This window comes from Acinetobacter sp. ANC_7503 (assembly GCF_056780035.1).
This window is the reverse complement of record NZ_JBWYJA010000004.1, coordinates 173,186-190,290: the sequence shown is the minus strand read 5'-3', so window position 1 is coordinate 190,290 and position 17,105 is coordinate 173,186. Positions and strand designations below refer to the sequence as shown.

17 protein-coding genes are annotated in these 17,105 nt (G+C 38.6%); 10 read left to right on the top strand and 7 right to left on the bottom strand.

Going from position 1 to position 17,105, the window contains the following annotated elements; translation table 11 throughout:
- The 4 genes from AC1M9M_RS07195 to AC1M9M_RS07180 form a co-directional block, all read left to right on the top strand.
- On the top strand, positions 1-302 hold a 302-nt coding region (locus AC1M9M_RS07195; RefSeq protein WP_481595990.1), incomplete at its 5' end, for an FAD-dependent oxidoreductase.
- Positions 303-476: 174 nt separating this feature from the next.
- Complete coding sequence (locus tag AC1M9M_RS07190) at positions 477-821, top strand: hypothetical protein (protein WP_035265393.1); 345 nt, start codon at positions 477-479, stop codon at positions 819-821.
- A gap of 149 nt (positions 822-970) precedes the next feature.
- Positions 971-1,672, top strand: a complete 702-nt coding sequence (locus AC1M9M_RS07185) for a VIT1/CCC1 transporter family protein (protein WP_035265394.1) — start codon at positions 971-973, stop codon at positions 1,670-1,672.
- Positions 1,673-1,803: 131 nt separating this feature from the next.
- Positions 1,804-3,015: a YeeE/YedE family protein gene (locus tag AC1M9M_RS07180; RefSeq protein ID WP_481595989.1), complete on the top strand. Its 1,212-nt coding sequence runs from the start codon at positions 1,804-1,806 to the stop codon at positions 3,013-3,015.
- Between the two features lie 261 nt (positions 3,016-3,276).
- Here the strand turns inward: AC1M9M_RS07180 and AC1M9M_RS07175 are convergent, their stop codons facing one another.
- The 3 genes from AC1M9M_RS07175 to AC1M9M_RS07165 form a co-directional block, all read right to left on the bottom strand.
- Positions 3,277-4,575, bottom strand: coding sequence for a dicarboxylate/amino acid:cation symporter (locus tag AC1M9M_RS07175; RefSeq protein ID WP_035265514.1), 1,299 nt, complete (start codon positions 4,573-4,575; stop codon positions 3,277-3,279).
- A gap of 535 nt (positions 4,576-5,110) precedes the next feature.
- Positions 5,111-5,890, bottom strand: coding sequence for a TIGR03915 family putative DNA repair protein (locus AC1M9M_RS07170; protein ID WP_481595988.1), 780 nt, complete (start codon positions 5,888-5,890; stop codon positions 5,111-5,113).
- The gene (locus AC1M9M_RS07165; protein WP_481595987.1) at positions 5,891-7,150 is read right to left on the bottom strand and encodes a putative DNA modification/repair radical SAM protein; all 1,260 of its coding nucleotides are present in this window, start codon (positions 7,148-7,150) and stop codon (positions 5,891-5,893) included. It lies immediately after the preceding gene.
- Between the two features lie 178 nt (positions 7,151-7,328).
- Between AC1M9M_RS07165 and AC1M9M_RS07160 the strand changes: the two genes are divergently transcribed.
- Both AC1M9M_RS07160 and AC1M9M_RS07155 read left to right on the top strand, forming a co-directional pair.
- Positions 7,329-8,378 (top strand): NAD(P)H-dependent flavin oxidoreductase, encoded by a 1,050-nt coding sequence (locus AC1M9M_RS07160; RefSeq protein ID WP_481590321.1) that lies wholly within the window; start codon positions 7,329-7,331, stop codon positions 8,376-8,378.
- A 73-nt stretch (positions 8,379-8,451) separates the two neighbouring features.
- Positions 8,452-8,652, top strand: a complete 201-nt coding sequence (locus AC1M9M_RS07155; RefSeq protein WP_481590320.1) for a hypothetical protein — start codon at positions 8,452-8,454, stop codon at positions 8,650-8,652.
- 45 nt (positions 8,653-8,697) lie between these two features.
- On the opposite strand, the gene dusB is transcribed toward AC1M9M_RS07155, so the two are convergent.
- The gene (gene dusB, locus AC1M9M_RS07150; RefSeq protein ID WP_180028412.1) at positions 8,698-9,744 is read right to left on the bottom strand and encodes a tRNA dihydrouridine synthase DusB; all 1,047 of its coding nucleotides are present in this window, start codon (positions 9,742-9,744) and stop codon (positions 8,698-8,700) included.
- Between the two features lie 282 nt (positions 9,745-10,026).
- On the opposite strand from dusB, the gene AC1M9M_RS07145 reads away from it, so the two are divergent.
- The gene (locus AC1M9M_RS07145; protein WP_092767037.1) at positions 10,027-11,232 is read left to right on the top strand and encodes a DUF1615 domain-containing protein; all 1,206 of its coding nucleotides are present in this window, start codon (positions 10,027-10,029) and stop codon (positions 11,230-11,232) included.
- The gene (locus tag AC1M9M_RS07140) at positions 11,199-11,846 is read left to right on the top strand and encodes an HAD-IB family hydrolase (RefSeq protein ID WP_481589042.1); all 648 of its coding nucleotides are present in this window, start codon (positions 11,199-11,201) and stop codon (positions 11,844-11,846) included. The genes AC1M9M_RS07145 and AC1M9M_RS07140 overlap by 34 nt, the downstream gene beginning before the upstream one ends.
- Positions 11,847-11,869: 23 nt before the next feature.
- On the opposite strand, the gene proB is transcribed toward AC1M9M_RS07140, so the two are convergent.
- Positions 11,870-13,003, bottom strand: coding sequence for a glutamate 5-kinase (gene proB, locus AC1M9M_RS07135; protein WP_035265485.1), 1,134 nt, complete (start codon positions 13,001-13,003; stop codon positions 11,870-11,872).
- Between the two features lie 28 nt (positions 13,004-13,031).
- Positions 13,032-14,243, bottom strand: a complete 1,212-nt coding sequence (gene cgtA / locus AC1M9M_RS07130; RefSeq protein WP_481595986.1) for an Obg family GTPase CgtA — start codon at positions 14,241-14,243, stop codon at positions 13,032-13,034.
- Positions 14,244-14,500: 257 nt separating this feature from the next.
- On the opposite strand from cgtA, the gene AC1M9M_RS07125 reads away from it, so the two are divergent.
- A complete protein-coding gene (locus AC1M9M_RS07125) occupies positions 14,501-15,682 on the top strand; it encodes an MFS transporter (RefSeq protein WP_481595985.1) in 1,182 nt (393 codons plus the stop codon).
- Positions 15,683-15,737: 55 nt separating this feature from the next.
- Here AC1M9M_RS07125 and AC1M9M_RS07120 read toward each other — a convergent pair whose 3' ends face one another.
- Complete coding sequence (locus tag AC1M9M_RS07120; RefSeq protein ID WP_092767041.1) at positions 15,738-16,112, bottom strand: winged helix-turn-helix transcriptional regulator; 375 nt, start codon at positions 16,110-16,112, stop codon at positions 15,738-15,740.
- Positions 16,113-16,229: 117 nt separating this feature from the next.
- Here AC1M9M_RS07120 and AC1M9M_RS07115 point away from each other — a divergent pair, with 117 nt between their 5' ends.
- Positions 16,230-17,093, top strand: coding sequence for an SDR family oxidoreductase (locus AC1M9M_RS07115; protein WP_481595984.1), 864 nt, complete (start codon positions 16,230-16,232; stop codon positions 17,091-17,093).
- The last annotated feature ends 12 nt before the right edge of the window (positions 17,094-17,105 follow it).

Sequence of the window (17,105 nt, the reverse complement as noted above, 5' to 3'; positions counted from 1 at the left end):
AACAAGTGACTGCACTGAAATACAAAGACCGTGCGACGGATGAGGAGCACATTGTTGAACTTGCGGGCATCTTCGTACAAATTGGTTTGTTACCCAACACGGATTTCTTAAAAGAAACCCAAGTTGAATTAACCAACCGTGGTGAGATTGTGATTAACGATCGCAACGAAACCAATGTAAAAGGTGTATTCGCTGCGGGTGACTGTACAACAGTACCTTATAAACAAATCATCATTGCCACTGGTGAAGGCGCGAAAGCATCACTGTCAGCGTTTGATTACATCATTCGTTCTGGACAGTAATTTCAGCCTTAATATACCGCATTAAAGTGTAGCCCTGAGAAAACTCTTTCTCGGGGCGTTTTTATAAGCCAATATTATCTTTACAATTTTTGAATAAAACTTTATTTAAAATCTGCTTATATTGTTCTCATCCATGCTACTTGGATAATCATTGAATTAAAAAAGGAAGATAAAATGAATAAGATTCTTGTTGCTTTAGGTCTTGCTGCTACAGTTGCTTTGGTTGGGTGTAATAAGGATAAAGCTCCTGAAACTGGCGCGACAACTGGTGAACATTTAGAAAATGCTGCTGAACAAGCAGGTGCAGATATTCAAAATGCGACTGAAGATGCAGCTCAATCAACTGCAACTGCAGTCGACAATGCTGCTGATGCGACAGCACAAGCTGCAGATAATGCTGCTGCACATGCTGAAAACGCTGCGCACAACGCTTCAGAAGCGGCTAAAGAAGCAACTGCTAATGCTGCGGCAGCTGTAGAAGAAGGTGCAGCGAATGTAAAAGAAAAAGCTCAACAATAATTTGATTTTTACCAATTAAAGCCTCTTTAGAGGCTTTAATTTTTTCTCTAACAGAGCAATTATACAGCCCCAAAATACGAATCAAGCCTATACTGTATGAATAACAACTCATTTTTGAATAACATTTTCAGATAATAAGACAAAATCCTATGAGCTATTCGCACCATACAGAACCACATTATATACATCGCACAGGTTGGTTAAGAGCTGCTGTTCTTGGTGCCAACGACGGTATAATTTCAGTCACTAGTTTAATCATGGGGATGGCAGCAAGTGGCGCGAATCAACATACCCTTTTAATCACTTGTATTGCTGGTTTGATTGCAGGCGCAACGTCCATGGCAGCTGGTGAATATATTTCAGTAAAATCTCAGTCTGATATCGAAGAAGCTGATCTAAAGTTTGAAGCAAGTGAGTTAGCACGCAATCCACAAATCGAACTGAAAGAATTAACGCATATTTATATACAAAGAGGACTATCACCCGAACTTGCTCATCAAGTTGCTATACAACTGAGCGAGCATGATGCGTTAGCTGCACATGCACGTGATGAAATTGGTATCCATGAAAATACAACAGCTCAACCTTTTCAAGCCGCTTGGTCTTCTGCCACCGCCTTTTCAATAGGTGCAGCTTGTCCGATGATTGCTATACTGATTAGTCCTCCTGCATATTTAGAATACAGTGTTGCCTTTTTTTGCATTTTAGCGTTATTTATTCTAGGGGCTTTATCCGGATATTTTGCTGGAACGTCTAAAGTAAAATCTGCATTGCGAATTACGCTTTGGGGAATCGCAGCGATGGCATTTTCAAGTTGGATTGGCTCACTGTTTAATGTACATGTCGGCTAACATATAAGAATTACAAATATATAAAATCAATATTACTCAGCAGCATTTAATGCATAAATGCAGTGTAGGACTATCAACCCACAATCAATCAATTAAAATACTGATGTGTTTTATCAGCTTTTCTTATCTTCATGTCCATTATTGCAGCTCAATCTGACCGATCACACTCATCGGTCTGGATCGCTATTGTTTTATTGATTGTAGGCACCCTTGGTGCTTATCAAATTGTGGGAATTAATCAAGCCCTGTTATTTCTTATTGGTGGTGCGCTTGGTATGACGCTCTACCATGCATCATTTGGTTTTACATCGAGCTGGCGCGTTTTTATTAAAGAACGCAAAGGTCGTGGTTTACGTGCACAAATGATTATGCTCGCACTGGCAGTGCTGCTCTTCTTCCCAGCTTTAGGTGCAGGTGAATTATTTGGTCAACCCGTTAAAGGCAACGTCAATCCCGTATCGATGTCCGTGATGATTGGTGCATTTATTTTCGGAATTGGCATGCAACTGGGTGGTGGTTGCGCATCTGGGACACTCTATACAGTCGGTGGTGGTAGCTCACGTATGCTGATCACTCTATTCTTTTTCTGTTTAGGCTCACTGATCGCTACTTCACATATTGAATGGTGGTTTGCACTGCCACACTTAGCCCCTATTTCAGTAGTACAAAGCTTTGGTGTTATTCCAGCGCTAATACTCAATTTCGTGCTATTTGGTTTGATCGCATTAGCAACAGTCTACTTCGAGAAAAAACGCCACGGTCAGCTTGAACAAGAACCTGTTGCAGCACATCAAGGCTGGAAACGTTTCTTAAAGGGACCATGGCCTTTAATTTGGGGTGGTATTATTCTCACCCTGCTTAATTTCACCACGCTTGCATTGGCTGGTCGCCCATGGGGTGTCACATCTGCACTCGCAGTATGGGCAGCGAAAGGTGCAACATTAGTCGGAATTGATGTAACAGCTTGGGACTATTGGCAACAACCTGGAAATGCTAAAGCTTTAGCAAATTCGTTGTGGTTTGATATCACCTCTATGATGAATTTTGGCATCATGCTCGGCGCTTTACTTGCAGCAGGTCTCGCTGGAAAATTTGCACCGAGTCTCAATATCCCTAAACGCTCAATTCTAGCAGCTGTCATTGGGGGGATCATGTTGGGTTATGGCGCTCGATTAGCATACGGTTGTAACATCGGTGCTTATTTCAGCGGCATTGCATCAGGCAGTCTACATGGGTGGTTATGGCTGATTTTCGCTTTTATTGGTAATGGTATAGGTGTGAAACTTCGTCCACTATTTTTCCCGAATGAAAAGCCTCAGCCTGAAAAAATTACAGGTTGCTAATCAGCAAATATCGATATTTGAGAACGCCTAATTTCAATTGGGCGTTTTTATCTTTCTATAGTGCAATTACAACCACTTAATAGAAAAAGAAAAAGAAAAAGAAAGGAGTATTAAATTTCAGCCGATTGAAATCAGCTAAGTCACCAAAGTTTGTTCTTATAATAAGTCTTAATGTGCTTACTTTGAGTTTGTTAAATGCTGCATCATCTATATAAAAACCCATCCGAAGATGGGCTTAAGATTTAGATATTAAAAGTGAAGTCAAGCCTCTACTTTCTTTTTCAAAGTTGCATCTAATTGTTCTTTATCTAATGCATTATCCCAACGTGCTACAACGATTGCTGCACAAGCATTGCCAACAAGGTTAGTTAATGCGCGGCATTCAGACATAAAACGATCGATACCTAAAATAAGTGCCATCCCTGCAACAGGTAATGCTGGAACAACGGATAATGTAGCTGCCAGAGTAATAAAGCCCGCCCCCGTTACACCTGCAGCCCCTTTTGAACTAATCATCGCAACCAACAAAATTGTGATCTGTTCCCAAATGGTCAAATCGATATTACAGGCTTGAGCAATAAAAAGAGCAGCCATCGTCATATAGATATTTGTACCATCTAAATTAAATGAATATCCAGTTGGAATGACCAAACCAACGACCGACTTTTCACAACCCGCTTTTTCCATTTTATTCATCAGCGTTGGCAGTGCAGCTTCAGAAGAGCTCGTGCCTAATACTAACCATAATTCATCTTTGATATAGCGGATGAGATCAATGATAGAAAATCCATTGTATCGTGCAACTGCTCCCAGAATAAGCAGAACAAATAAAAGTGAAGTAATATAGAACGTTACGATTAATAATAGTAAATTTCCAATACTCGAAATACCGAAAGCACCAATCGTATACGCCATCGCACCAAATGCACCAATTGGAGCTAGTTTCATCAACATACCGACAAGGTAAAATACCGGAGCGGTCAGTGTCGTTAAGAAGTCTGTAACTGGTTTCCCTTTTTCACCCACCGCTGCAAGCGCTAAACCAAATAGAACAGCAACAAATAAAACCTGAAGAATATCACCACCCGCCAAAGGACTGATTAAAGTCTTTGGTATGATATTCATGAAGAAGTCAACAATAGAGGCATCCTGAGCTTTTTCAACATAAGTTGAAACTTTGTCACCTTCTAAAGCAGCAGGATCGATATTAAGACCTTTACCCGGCTGAATAAGATTAGCAACAATCATGCCCACAATCAGCGCAAGCGTAGAGAAAGTTAAAAAGTAAGCCATTGCTTTACCCGTCACTCGCCCCACTGCGCCCATATTCGTCATACCAGCAATACCCGTGACCACAGTCAAGAAAATAACGGGTGCAATGATCATTTTGACGATTTTAATAAAAGCATCGCCAAGAGGTTTTAAACTTGCCCCCAACTCCGGCATAAAATGTCCAAGTGTGACACCCGCAATAATTGCAAAGATGACTTGAACATATAAAATTTGATAAAACTTTTGCTTCTTAGGTGGTTGAGATTGCTCATCAACGTGAATATCCATGGAAGACCCTTCTAATTCAAAAAAGTGAATCCATTGTTAAATGCAATAAATTTCACACTCAAAAATGAATTGCGCGTTAAATAATTTCAAAGGTCGAAATTCTAGTGACATTCACTTTTTGAATGAAAAAGTCGGGCTTAACTATTAGTCTAAGAAAAAAAGATTTATAGAGTCCAATTGGGCTGAGATGACTAAATATGAATCGTCATAAAAATTAACTCATATAAAATTAAGTTTTGATATTTTTAGAAAAAAAATGAAAATTAAAAATTCATAAGTTAATTTTGAATATTAAAAATACAAATAATTTTATTTTATGACCCAATATATACCTATAAAGTATAATTAAATTTCAATGCAATCTAAGAACAATATATATAAATATATAATTCAATAACTTATGTAAATAACCCCTAAAGAAATATAATAAAAAAATATTAATAATTTTAGTAGTATAAATTTAAAACACTCTTACAAAATTGTTTTTATTATATTTTATCAAATAAATTCAATAACTTATTTTTAAAAAATCATACTAAACCTGCTTTTCATTCATATATCTCCAATACCTTTTAGGTACGTATTGAACATGCAACTTAGGATTATCACGTGCCACTATATTTACACTCTTAAAATAATCCTTCCAAAGTTGATCATATAGCTCTTCTTGATCATCGAGTTCAATCATGAATGATTGACTAGAACCTATATGGATATTTTGATCAATTTCGGCTGCATTCAAATTAACTTGATGGACTTGCTTCAAATCATAGTAAATTCCGTAGCGTCGCTTTTCATCATAAATTAACCAACGCTGGTCTTGATAACGTGCTTTGAAATGCTTAGAGATTAAAGGCAGAACATTAAAATCTGGTCTTACTAATGATAAAAACAAACCATCCCTACACTTTTTAAAGCGAACAAATGCCTCCATTCGGTGCTTTTCACGACCAACTTGTTTAGCCCATTGTGCAAGCGCTAAAACATCACGATGACCGAAATTTTTTTCAACGGCATATTGGTGCTTAAAGATATAAATGGAATAATCAAATAGATGTTGGTATGCCACTTCCTGCTCAGACAAAAAAGTAAAATACCAATTACGTAAACTTGAAGCAGAAATTTTAGATTTTAAACCTTGCCAGACTCGTTCAGCTTGCTTTTCTTCACTGTAAACTCGGACTGACTCATCAAACAAATTCTGGTGAGCGTTTCCTTCAGTTTGAACTTTTACGTCGAACTCTTTGAATTGAAAAGCTCTAAAAACACAGCACAGCAACCCAGTCATGGTACCATCAAAAACATACACAGCCATTTAAAACCCAAATCCTAGTTGAGGTGACAGTTGTTTCACATATTTTGATTGCCCACTTTGTAAAATCTGCTGGCGGATCTGATGAGCGTGCTGTTCTCTTTTAAACTTAGGTGTATCAGCACATCGAATAAAATGTTGAGCACGATTATAAGCAACGCCTAAGCGCTTTAACTGATCGATATGAATTTTTCCAAAACGGCGAGCCTGTACAATTTTCTTAGCAGATCTCACACCAATGCCAGGAACACGCAAAATCATTTTATATTCAGCAGTATTAATATCCACTGGAAACTGCTCTGGATGTCTTAAAGCCCAACTTAATTTAGGATCAACCTCTAAATCTAAATTGGGATGTGCTTCATCCACAATTTCGTTGGCTTCAAATCCATAAAAACGCATTAACCAATCTGATTGATATAAGCGATTTTCTCGCAATAACGGCGGTGCAGAACCTACAACAGGTAAAGCAGACTCTTCTGGATTGATAGGTATATATCCTGAGTAATACACCCTTTTTAATTTAAAATCTTTATAGTGCTTGTCAGCCATCAAGATTACATCACGATCTGTTTCGTGATGCGCACCGACCACCATTTGAGTTGTCTGACCTGCAGGCACAAATTTAGGAACCGACTTGATTAGTTTTCTCTCATCTTTCAATTCAATCAAACGGTCTCTCACAATACCTAAATCTTTCTGCACTTCTGCATGCGACTTTTCAGGTGCAAATTTCACCAAGCCTTCTTCTGTCGGCATTTCTAAGTTAATGCTCATCCGATCGACATACAGTCCAGCCTCATGAATAATTTCTTGCGAAGCACCCGGAATAGTTTTGAGATGAATGTACCCATTAAAATTTTCTTCCAGTCTTAATTTTTTTACGACTTGAAGCATTCTCTCCATGGTGTAATCCGCGGATTTAAAAATTCCTGAACTTAAAAATAACCCTTCTATATAGTTTCGACGATAAAAATTAATGGTCAGATCTACCACTTCTTGGACGGTAAATGCTGCTCGCTTTACGTCATTTGAACGGCGAGAGACACAATACGCACAATCATAAATACAGACATTTGAGAATAAAATTTTTAATAATGAAACACAGCGACCATCTTCGGTATAACTATGGCAAATTCCGGAACCTGTATTACCAAGACCTTTATCTTTGTTCTTGCGGTTACTACCACTTGAGGAACAAGACACATCATATTTGGCAGCATCAGCTAAAATCTGTAATTTTTCACGGATACGATCAGACATATATGTATGGGGAAGCAATGAGATTTCGAATATTATAATTGTTTATTTATTCTACCAAATGTCAGTGATCACTCATGCGACACAGTTTGACGCTTTGCATTTTCGCACTAAATAATGAATATAATTTGATTCTCTGACCATGATTGTGCAAAGTGAAATTGAATCATGGAGCTTGATTATGTCTTTACTCGAACAATTATCCATTCAGCACCCCATTTTTTTAGCGCCAATGGCTGGGGTATCCACACCAGAACTGGCAGCTGAAGTATCCAATCAAGGTGGATTGGGGTCTCTTGGTTTAGGTGCTGCCAGTATCCAAAATGCTCGACAACAAATAGTTGCAACTCAAAAATTAACAGATTTACCCTTTCAGGTGAATTTCTTTTGCCACAAACCAACTGAACTTGATTCTGAACGGAATCTAAATTGGATAAATTATCTAAAACCCCACTTTGATAACTTTAATACTGAACCACCCAAAGAATTAAAATGTATTTACCCCAGTTTTTTAGATACTGATGATTTTTTAGATTTAGTCTTGGAAACTCGACCTAAGGCGGTGAGTTTTCACTTTGGGATACCTCATGCACATCAAATAGCTGCCCTCAAAGAGGTTGGTATTATTACGATGGTATCAGCAACGAACTTAGCGGAAGCTAGAGCAATTGAAGACGCTGGGATTGATATCATCATTGCACAAGGTATTGAAGCGGGAGGACACCGTGGTATTTTTAATGAGCATTTTGACAGTGCAATCAAAACAGCAGATTTAATAAAATTACTTGTTCCTACCTGCAAGATACCTGTCGTAGCAGCTGGTGGAATCATGAATGGATTTCAAGCTAAATATATGATGAATCTCGGAGCTTCAGCCGTACAACTCGGTACTGCATTTGTACAATGCAAGAGTTCAGCTGCTAATGCTGCTTATCGTAATGCATTATTAAGCAAGCCTTTAACTCAAATCACTTCAAGCATCTCTGGGCGACCAGCGAGAGGGATAATCAACAGTTGGTCAACTCTCGTAGATTTACCTCAGCGTGAGTTAGTTGCTCCCTACCCTTATGCATATGATTTAGGTAAACAACTTAATGCAACAGCATTAACCAATAATGATGAAAGCTTCGGTGCATTCTGGGCAGGAAGTAATGTAAATCAAATCAGAGCTTTAGAAGCGCCTGATTTAATCAATCAAATCATATTAGAAATTGATCAATATGATGCTTAAATAATCGATAAAACCCATATCGAGCTGTAGTTTTTTAATTTACAATGAATTGTTAAATTATGTAGCGAAAAGTATGGGTTTTGTATTATTAGCACTTGTGGCGATTGGATTCGGAATAGACACCTATTCACATGCTCAAGATAATGATCAGTCCACTCAACATAATATTGAGCAGCTAGATACTCAGAATTTAAATCAAGATCAATTACATTCTTCTGAAGAGAAAAAATCGGATTCTGAAATAAATTTACAACCTCTTGAATCTCAACAGTAGAATGTATGAATAACTTATCTGAGTTGAGTGCTGACATATAGAAACTCAACCTGATTTTAATAAATCCACAGATTCCACTTGAACATCACTCATAATTTGCCCTTCTGACAAAAGTAAATCGAAATAATTGGCTACGACCTTGGCTTGTTCCGCTGTACTTTCTACTTTGTACATATTCTGACGAAATTCATTACTTGAGTGGAGACCTTTGGTGTACCACGCGATATGTTTACGTGCAATACGACAGCCTGAATACTCACCGTAAAATTCATATAGCTCATTCAAATGACCCAATAGAACTTCTTTTACTTCAGCAATCGATGGGGCTGCAAGTGGCTGTCCCGTTTTTAAATAATGAGCAATTTCTCTAAAAATCCATGGACGACCTTGTGCAGCTCGGCCAATCATCACGGCATCAGCACCAGTATGATCTAATACATACTTGGCTTTTTCTGGGCTATCAATATCTCCATTTGCAATGACTGGAATAGAGATATTTTGCTTCACTTCTTTAATTAGATCATAACGTGCAGTATTTAAATACATATCTTCCCGTGTACGACCATGCAATGCTAGAGCTGCAATACCCGCTTGTTCTGCGCGCTTCGACACACGCATAATATTTTCATGTCCGTTTAAAAATCCTAAGCGCGTTTTAAGTGTTACAGGGACATCTACTGCCTCGACCACCGCATCTAAAATTCTGGCTACCAAGTCTTCATCCTGTAGTAGTGCAGAACCTGCTAATTTATTGCACACCTTTTTCGCTGGACAGCCCATATTGATGTCAACGATTTGAGCACCATTTGACACTTGATATCGTGCAGCTTCAGCTAAATCCCGTGGGTCTGATCCTGCTATTTGTGCTGAAATTGGAGCAATTTCCCCATCAAAGTTGGCTCGGTAGAGACTTTTCTTGCTCATACGCAGCGTTTTGTCAGAAGTCATCATTTCACTAACTGCATGTCCTGCACCAAAATATTTACACAAGGTTCTAAATGGTCGATCCGTTACACCTGCCATGGGTGCTACAAAAACAGGAGTTGTTTTTTCGCGATCAAATAAATCACGGATCACAGGATGTTGAGACATGAATAATACCAATGATGATGAAACAGTTTCAGAATGCTTAACTTTTTAAATCTGCACTCATTGAGAGATTGAAATTGGATACAAGCATTAAATTATATAACGTTTGAAACTAAAAATATGTTTTATCTCATTTTGCTTGAATGTTAATGGATGAACTTAAGCTCAAAACTTAGATTTTGATTTGAAGCATGCTGCCATCATCTTGTATACATATAAGTTCTCACAAATCGTGAATGAAATAGTATACTTCGCTAGAATCTTTATCGCTGATACTTTGCATTTATGAAAAATAGCTTTCGCTCTAATGTAATTTTTAAAGCCTGTAGTGTTGCTACATTAAGTTTATTCATGAGTGCTTGTGGTGACTCATCGTGGTGGAACACACAAGACAAAACGATTGATGCAGAACAAATCTCAAAACTCATTCCTGGCCGCGTTAATAATCGTGGTTCATGGGCCGAGGATATTTATAAAATAACCGAGCAACTTGGTATACCTCAAACGAAAGAAAATGTGTGTACCATTATTGCTGTAGTCGATCAAGAATCTAATTTTGTTGCAGATCCCCATGTACCCGGACTAGGTGCCAAAGCAGTTAAAGAAATTGATGATCGTTTAGATGAAAAATTTAAAGATAAATTAGGGGATAGTATCGGAGGCACAGTTGCGGGCTATTTCCAAGAGGTCTTAAAAAATCAGCCAACCCCTGAAGACAACTATCTGAAACAAATGCGGAAAGTGTCTACCGAACGAGAATTAGATGAATTGTATCGTGAGATTTTTGCTCACATGGCAAAACACTACCATGTCAGTGCACTTACTGGTGCAGCTAAACTCGTTGGTCAAGATATTGGTGAAAAACTAAATCCCATTACCACTTTAGGCTCTATGCAAGTTCATATTAGCTATGCAAAAGATCATAAGCGCCAAGGTGGAAGTATCGCTGATCTAAGATCAGACCTTTATAGTCAATATGGCGGACTCTATTATGGTATTCACCGCCTGATGATGTATCCAGCAGATTATGATCAACCCATATATCGCTTTGCAGACTACAATTCAGGCATGTATTCAAGTCGTAACGCCGCTTTCCAAAGCATGCTCAATGAATTAACAGCAGCAGAGTTAACGCTTGATGGCGACTTATTACTGTACAATAAAAATGGCAATCCAAAAGCTGAAAAGAGTCAATCTGAACAAGAACTTATCAATGTATTTGCCGCAAATAATGTATTTATTACACCTCGTCAAATTCGAGCTGATTTAAAGAAAGAAAAAGAGAAAAAGTTTGAAGATACGCAAACTTATAAAGCTGTGACTGAGCTTTACGAAAAGAAAATTGGAAAAGAAAAATTTTATGCCATTATGCCTGAAGTGGTTATTTCAGGTCCTAAGCTTAGTCGCGACTACAATACCAACTGGTTTGCTACGCGAGTTAACGGTCGATATCAAACATGTATGCAGAAAGCAAAAAGAATCAAAACCTAGCATTATTTGATTTTGATGGAACATTATGTGATAAAGATAGTTTTACTAGCTTTATCTTTTACGCCTTATCAAAACGACATATTGTTAAGCAAGGACTAAAAACCTTGCCTTGGATTCAAGCCTATTTTTTAAATATTTACCCCGCGCACGCAATGCGCCCTAAGCTATTCAAGGCAATGTTTACTGGATTTTCTAGGTCTGATGCAGATCCGATTGCACTTGAATACGCCCATTCATTACAACAACACTTAAACTCACCCATTTATGAACAATTAATCAAGCATCAACTCCGTGGTGACCGCATTGCGATTGTCTCTGCATCCATTGATATTTATTTAAAACCCATTTCTCAGATTTTAAATGTAGATTTGATTTGTACTGAAACTGAAGTGCTCAATCAGTTTTATACGGGTCATTATTCTTCTCCTGATTGTAGTGGCGAAGAAAAAAGACAGCGCATACTCAAGCAATATGATGTAGACCAATTTCAATCAATTTATGCTTATGGAAATTCTTATGAGGATCAAGCGATGTTAGATATGGCTGATTATCCTTATATGGTCGGATCATCTCATCAATTACCCGATCTTGACCCACAAAAAAAGCTCGCCTAAGCGAGCTTTTTTTTAATAAGAAATTAATAGATCGCCATATGATTGCGATGGATCATTTCTAATGAACGTGCTTCACCTAGAACTTGGTGTACCTTATCCGAGGGTAAGCCTTTGACAATTTCAGCGCTACGTGAACTAAAGTTGACACGACCAACTGCGACGCGATGCCGTTGCTGATCCACACACTCCACCACATCACCACGCTCGAAATGCCCTTCAACTGCTTTCACACCTACAGGCAATAAACTCCGATGATTTTCTTTGATTGCTTTCACAGCACCATCATCAATCACCAATCGCCCTGCAGTTTGCAAATGCGCAGCTAACCATTGTTGGTGAGCAGTTATTCGATCATTATCAGTGATAAACAACGTACCCAGCATCTCACCCGACATTAATCGAGTTAACACATGATTACTGTCTCCACTGGCAATCAGTGTAGGACATCCTGATTTCGCGGCTAAACGTGCAGCACGCACTTTGGTCAGCATTCCACCTCGACCAAACTTACCACCACCACCTGCCATATCAAACAAACTTTCATCTAATGCACGAACTGTATGGAACAACTTCGCATTAGGATTTGAACGCGGGTCTGAATCAAACATCCCCTCTTGATCTGTCAATATAATCAGCAAGTCAGCATGAACTTGGCCTGCAACCATTGCAGCTAAAGTATCATTGTCTCCGAATCGAATCTCATCAGTGGATACAGTGTCATTTTCATTAATCACTGGAATCACTTTCCAATCGATTAAATGCTGTAAAGCATCACAAGAATTTAAATAACGTCGACGGTCAGCCAAGTCATCATGAGTCAATAAAACTTGGGCAGATTGAATATTGTGATTCAACAATACACTTGACCAAGTTTGTATCAGCCCCATTTGACCAATGGCAGCACAAGCTTGAAGACTGGGTAGATCCGTGGGTCGATTCTCAAGTTTCATTCGAACCATACCTTCAGCCACAGCACCGGAAGACACAAGAATAATCTCATGCCCTGCATTGTGTAGATCTGCAATTTGCCCCGCCCAATGCGAGATTGCATCTATATCTAAACCTTTTCCGTTTGCTGTGAGTAAAGATGATCCGATTTTAACAACGATTCTTTTGCAACCCTTGAGCTGACGTTGCCCATCTACCACTTCTATCATCTTGTCCTCTGTCTCTTATATAAAGAGATTAACGTACGTAGTACACTTCCATTTCGCCATCATCTTCATCATCGTCAAAATCGTCATCCTCTTGACTCGCAAGACGTTGTTTACGACGCATTTCACGATAAGCCTCTTTAGCGGCAATGGTTTGTTCACGTGTTTCAGCTTCTAGCTGATCACGGAATGCTTGCATTTCTGCTGCATACTCTGGATCTTCAACTTCGCGTTCGCGCTGTTGTTCAATTTGATCCATTAAATAATAAACGACTTCTTTGGTTCCCTCAGACATCAAGCCTGAAGTCTTAAATACTGGACCCTCCCATTTCAACTCTTCAAGGATGTGATTGCACCACTCATCTCTTGAGTCTTCAGGCAACTGATCTACTTTATTTAAAACCAACACCACTGGGAGTTTTGACAATGTTGGAGAGAACTTTAAAAGTTCATTTAAAATTGCCTTAGCATTATAAGCTGGATCTGATCCATCAATTGGCTGTACATCCACGATATGTAGAAGAATACGAGTACGCGCCAAATGTTTTAAGAAGCGAATACCAAGACCTGCACCTTCTGCAGCACCTTCGATCAAACCTGGAATATCAGCCATTACAAATGAACGGTGACGATCTGCATCTACAACACCAAGATTAGGTATCATAGTTGTAAATGGGTAATCTGCTACTTTTGGTTTTGCTGCAGAGACAGCACGAATAAATGTTGATTTGCCCGCATTTGGCATACCTAATAAGCCAACATCTGCCAAAACTTTCAGCTCTAGGCGAATTTCGCGGAACTCACCTTTGTTACCATGTGTACATTTACGTGGAGAACGGTTCGTTGATGACTTAAAGTGAGTGTTACCTAAACCACCGTCACCACCTTGAGCAACAAGAACACGTTGACCATTTTCAATTAAATCACCAATGATGTCGCCAGACTCAGTATCTACAATTGTTGTTCCTACTGGAACATATAGTGTTACGGATTCACCACCGCGACCTGCACAGTTTGCGCCAGCACCATTTTTACCACGTTCAGCACGAAATCTACGGGTATAACGATAATCTACAAGCGTACTGGTGTTGTCATCAGCTTGAATATATACGCTGCCACCACGACCACCATCACCACCATCTGGACCACCAAATGGTACGAATTTTTCACGGCGAAAACTGGCTACGCCATTGCCACCGTCGCCAGCCTCTACGGTAATGACTGCTTCATCAACAAAGCGCATAATGCCAATCCTCTAAAAACTTTAAAACCGCCTATTCTGCCATATTTTAAAGTATTTCTCGACTATATTTATGCAGGTTGAGAATAAGTTAGCGACTTTTTTCATAAATTGAGTCTTTAATATTTTGGTGTATCACTGCATTAAATTTGATTTATTCATTACTCATTGTTTTATCAAATGACATCATTGGTTTTATTTATTTCTGAAACCACAAAATAATGCCTATAGTGCATTAAATTGCACTCTAAGATTTTGATATGGATCGCTCTGCTACCCCTTTATCCTCACAATTCGTGCTTATTATGGCTTTGGCCTGTGGTGTCTGTGCAGGTTCAGCCTATTTCAATCAACCACTGATTTATTCAATCGAAAGAAGTTTAGAAATTTCGACCAGCCAAGCTGGATTTACCGTGGTTATCGCTCAAGTGGGTTATATGCTCGGACTCATGCTTTTGGTACCCCTTGGAGATTTTTTTAATAAACGAAAACTCATTGTGAGTTTAATGATATTTGCGGCAATTTCGCAGATCCTTTTGTCTTTCAGCTCAGATATTAGCACTTTATATATCTTTACCCTTTGTGCAACATTTGGAGCCATATCAGCACAAGTATTAATTCCATTTGCTTCTTCCATTAGCCCACCGGAATTAAGCTCGGCAGTTGTAGGTAAACTCATGAGCGGATTGGTCATGGGGATTATTTTATCTAGGACATTTGCCGGCTTTGTTTCAACTTATTGGTCTTGGGAAGGCGTTTATTTCATTAGTGGTATTTTGACTTTATGTTTTGCATGTTTAATGTGGAAAAAACTCCCCAACACTCAACCTGCTTCGCATTTACAAGTCACCGATATTTACAAATCACTTTGGAGCATCGCAAAGCATAATCCGCATCTCATACGCCGTGCCTGCGCGGGTGCCCTAGGATTTGGCATTCTCTCAATGGTGTTTACATCGATGACTTTTGTTTTAGGGAGTGCCCCATATCAATTTACTGATTTTCAAATTGGTCTATTTGGTCTGTTAGGTATTATCGGAATTTATTCCTCGAGTTGGTCTGGTAAAACGGTTGGCAAAGGGAAAGAAGAATTTGTCGCTAAATTATGTATCACCTTGATGCTGTTCTCTTGTATTCCATTATATTTCGCGCAACAGAACATCTTCATTTATGCACTTGGCGTATTGATGAGCTATTTTGGTCTCACGGCATTTCATGTTTTGAATCAAAATCTAGTCTATCGTATTGATGGTCAAGCACGCTCACGAATTAATGCTGTATATATGACCATTTACTTTTCAGGCGCTGCATTAGGTTCTTTAGGTGCTGTCTATGCTTGGGAACATTATGCATGGATTGGTTGCGTTGCTTTGGGATTGTTTTTCTCAATTTTAATTTTATGTATTGATCGTTATGATTTTAAGATCATGAAAACCATATAAACATCTCGCTCAGTACACACTTTAAACTGAGCGATAACGAAATGATGAAATATAACTATCGCGTAATAATTGCCTTACTTTCCAAAATCTCGGGTAAATTTCGCTCAATCCAATGGATCAACTCATTTAATTTCATCGCTGCATTTGAACCCAATACAGTGAGTTGATACTCCACCTTTGGAGGAACTACTGGATAGACAGTGCGCAAAATAAAACCATCTTTTTCTAAGGTTTTTAGTGTCTGAGCCAACATTTTTTCGCTCACCCCCTCAATTCTTTGTTTTAGCTCACTAAAACGATGCACACCATCACTCAAGCAACTTAGGACGAGAACTGACCATTTACTGGTGAGATGCTCCAAAATTTCACGAGAAGGACATTCACTGGATAAAACTTGACCTAATAAATCACTATGCGCATATGTATTCATCATTTTTCTCTTAACAGTTAATAACTTACTTTTAGGTACGTACTTTCATTAAGTAAGTTAACAGATTAATATGCCTTCATCAAGTTTATTTTTTAGCCACAATGAGAGGAAATTAAAATGAAAATTGCGATTACAGGTGCAACTGGTGAATTAGGTCGTTTAGTTGTTCAAGAACTTAAAAAACTTCATAGCAAGCATGAAATTATTGCTTTGGTTCGCAACCCAGAAAAAGCTAAAATTTTATTTTCTGAAGATATTCAAGTACGCAAATTTGATTATGATCAGCCAGATGATCTCGCAAATTCCCTTCAGGATGTTGATAAACTCCTGCTCATTTCTGCCAATGAAATTGGTCGTCGCACTCCACAACACAAGGCTGTTATTGATGCTGCGATTCAAGCTAGAGTTCCTCACTTGATCTATACCAGCTTACTGAATGCAGATCACTCTCCGCTTGGCTTAGCCAATGAACATCGAGAAACAGAAAAACTAATACGAGAAAGTTCTATTACCTACACCTTTTTAAGAAATAATTGGTATAGCGAAAACTATTTATCTGCCCTCACCCATCAAATCGAAACAGGCATCGTATACGGAGCTGCTCAAGATGGTTTAATTAGTTCAGCTTCTCGTTTGGATTATGCCACTGCTGCAGCTCAAATATTAAATGATGAATCAGCTCAACATTTGAACAAAATTTACGAGCTTGCTGGTAGCGAAAGCTTTAGCTTAAATAATTTTGCAACCCTACTTTCTCAGTTTTCACAACAGCCTGTGAAATATCAAAACTTATCTCCAGAAGATTATCGTCAAGGATTAATTCAAGCTGGTTTACCACTAGGTCTCATTGACGTCATTGTAGATGCAGATCTTCACACCGCCCATGGTGCGATGTACAGTGTAAGCAAAGATCTTGAACATTTAATTGGTCGAAAAACCACATCGATTCGTGAAAGCATTCAGCAAGCCCTGAATGCTTAGAGAATAGACTCC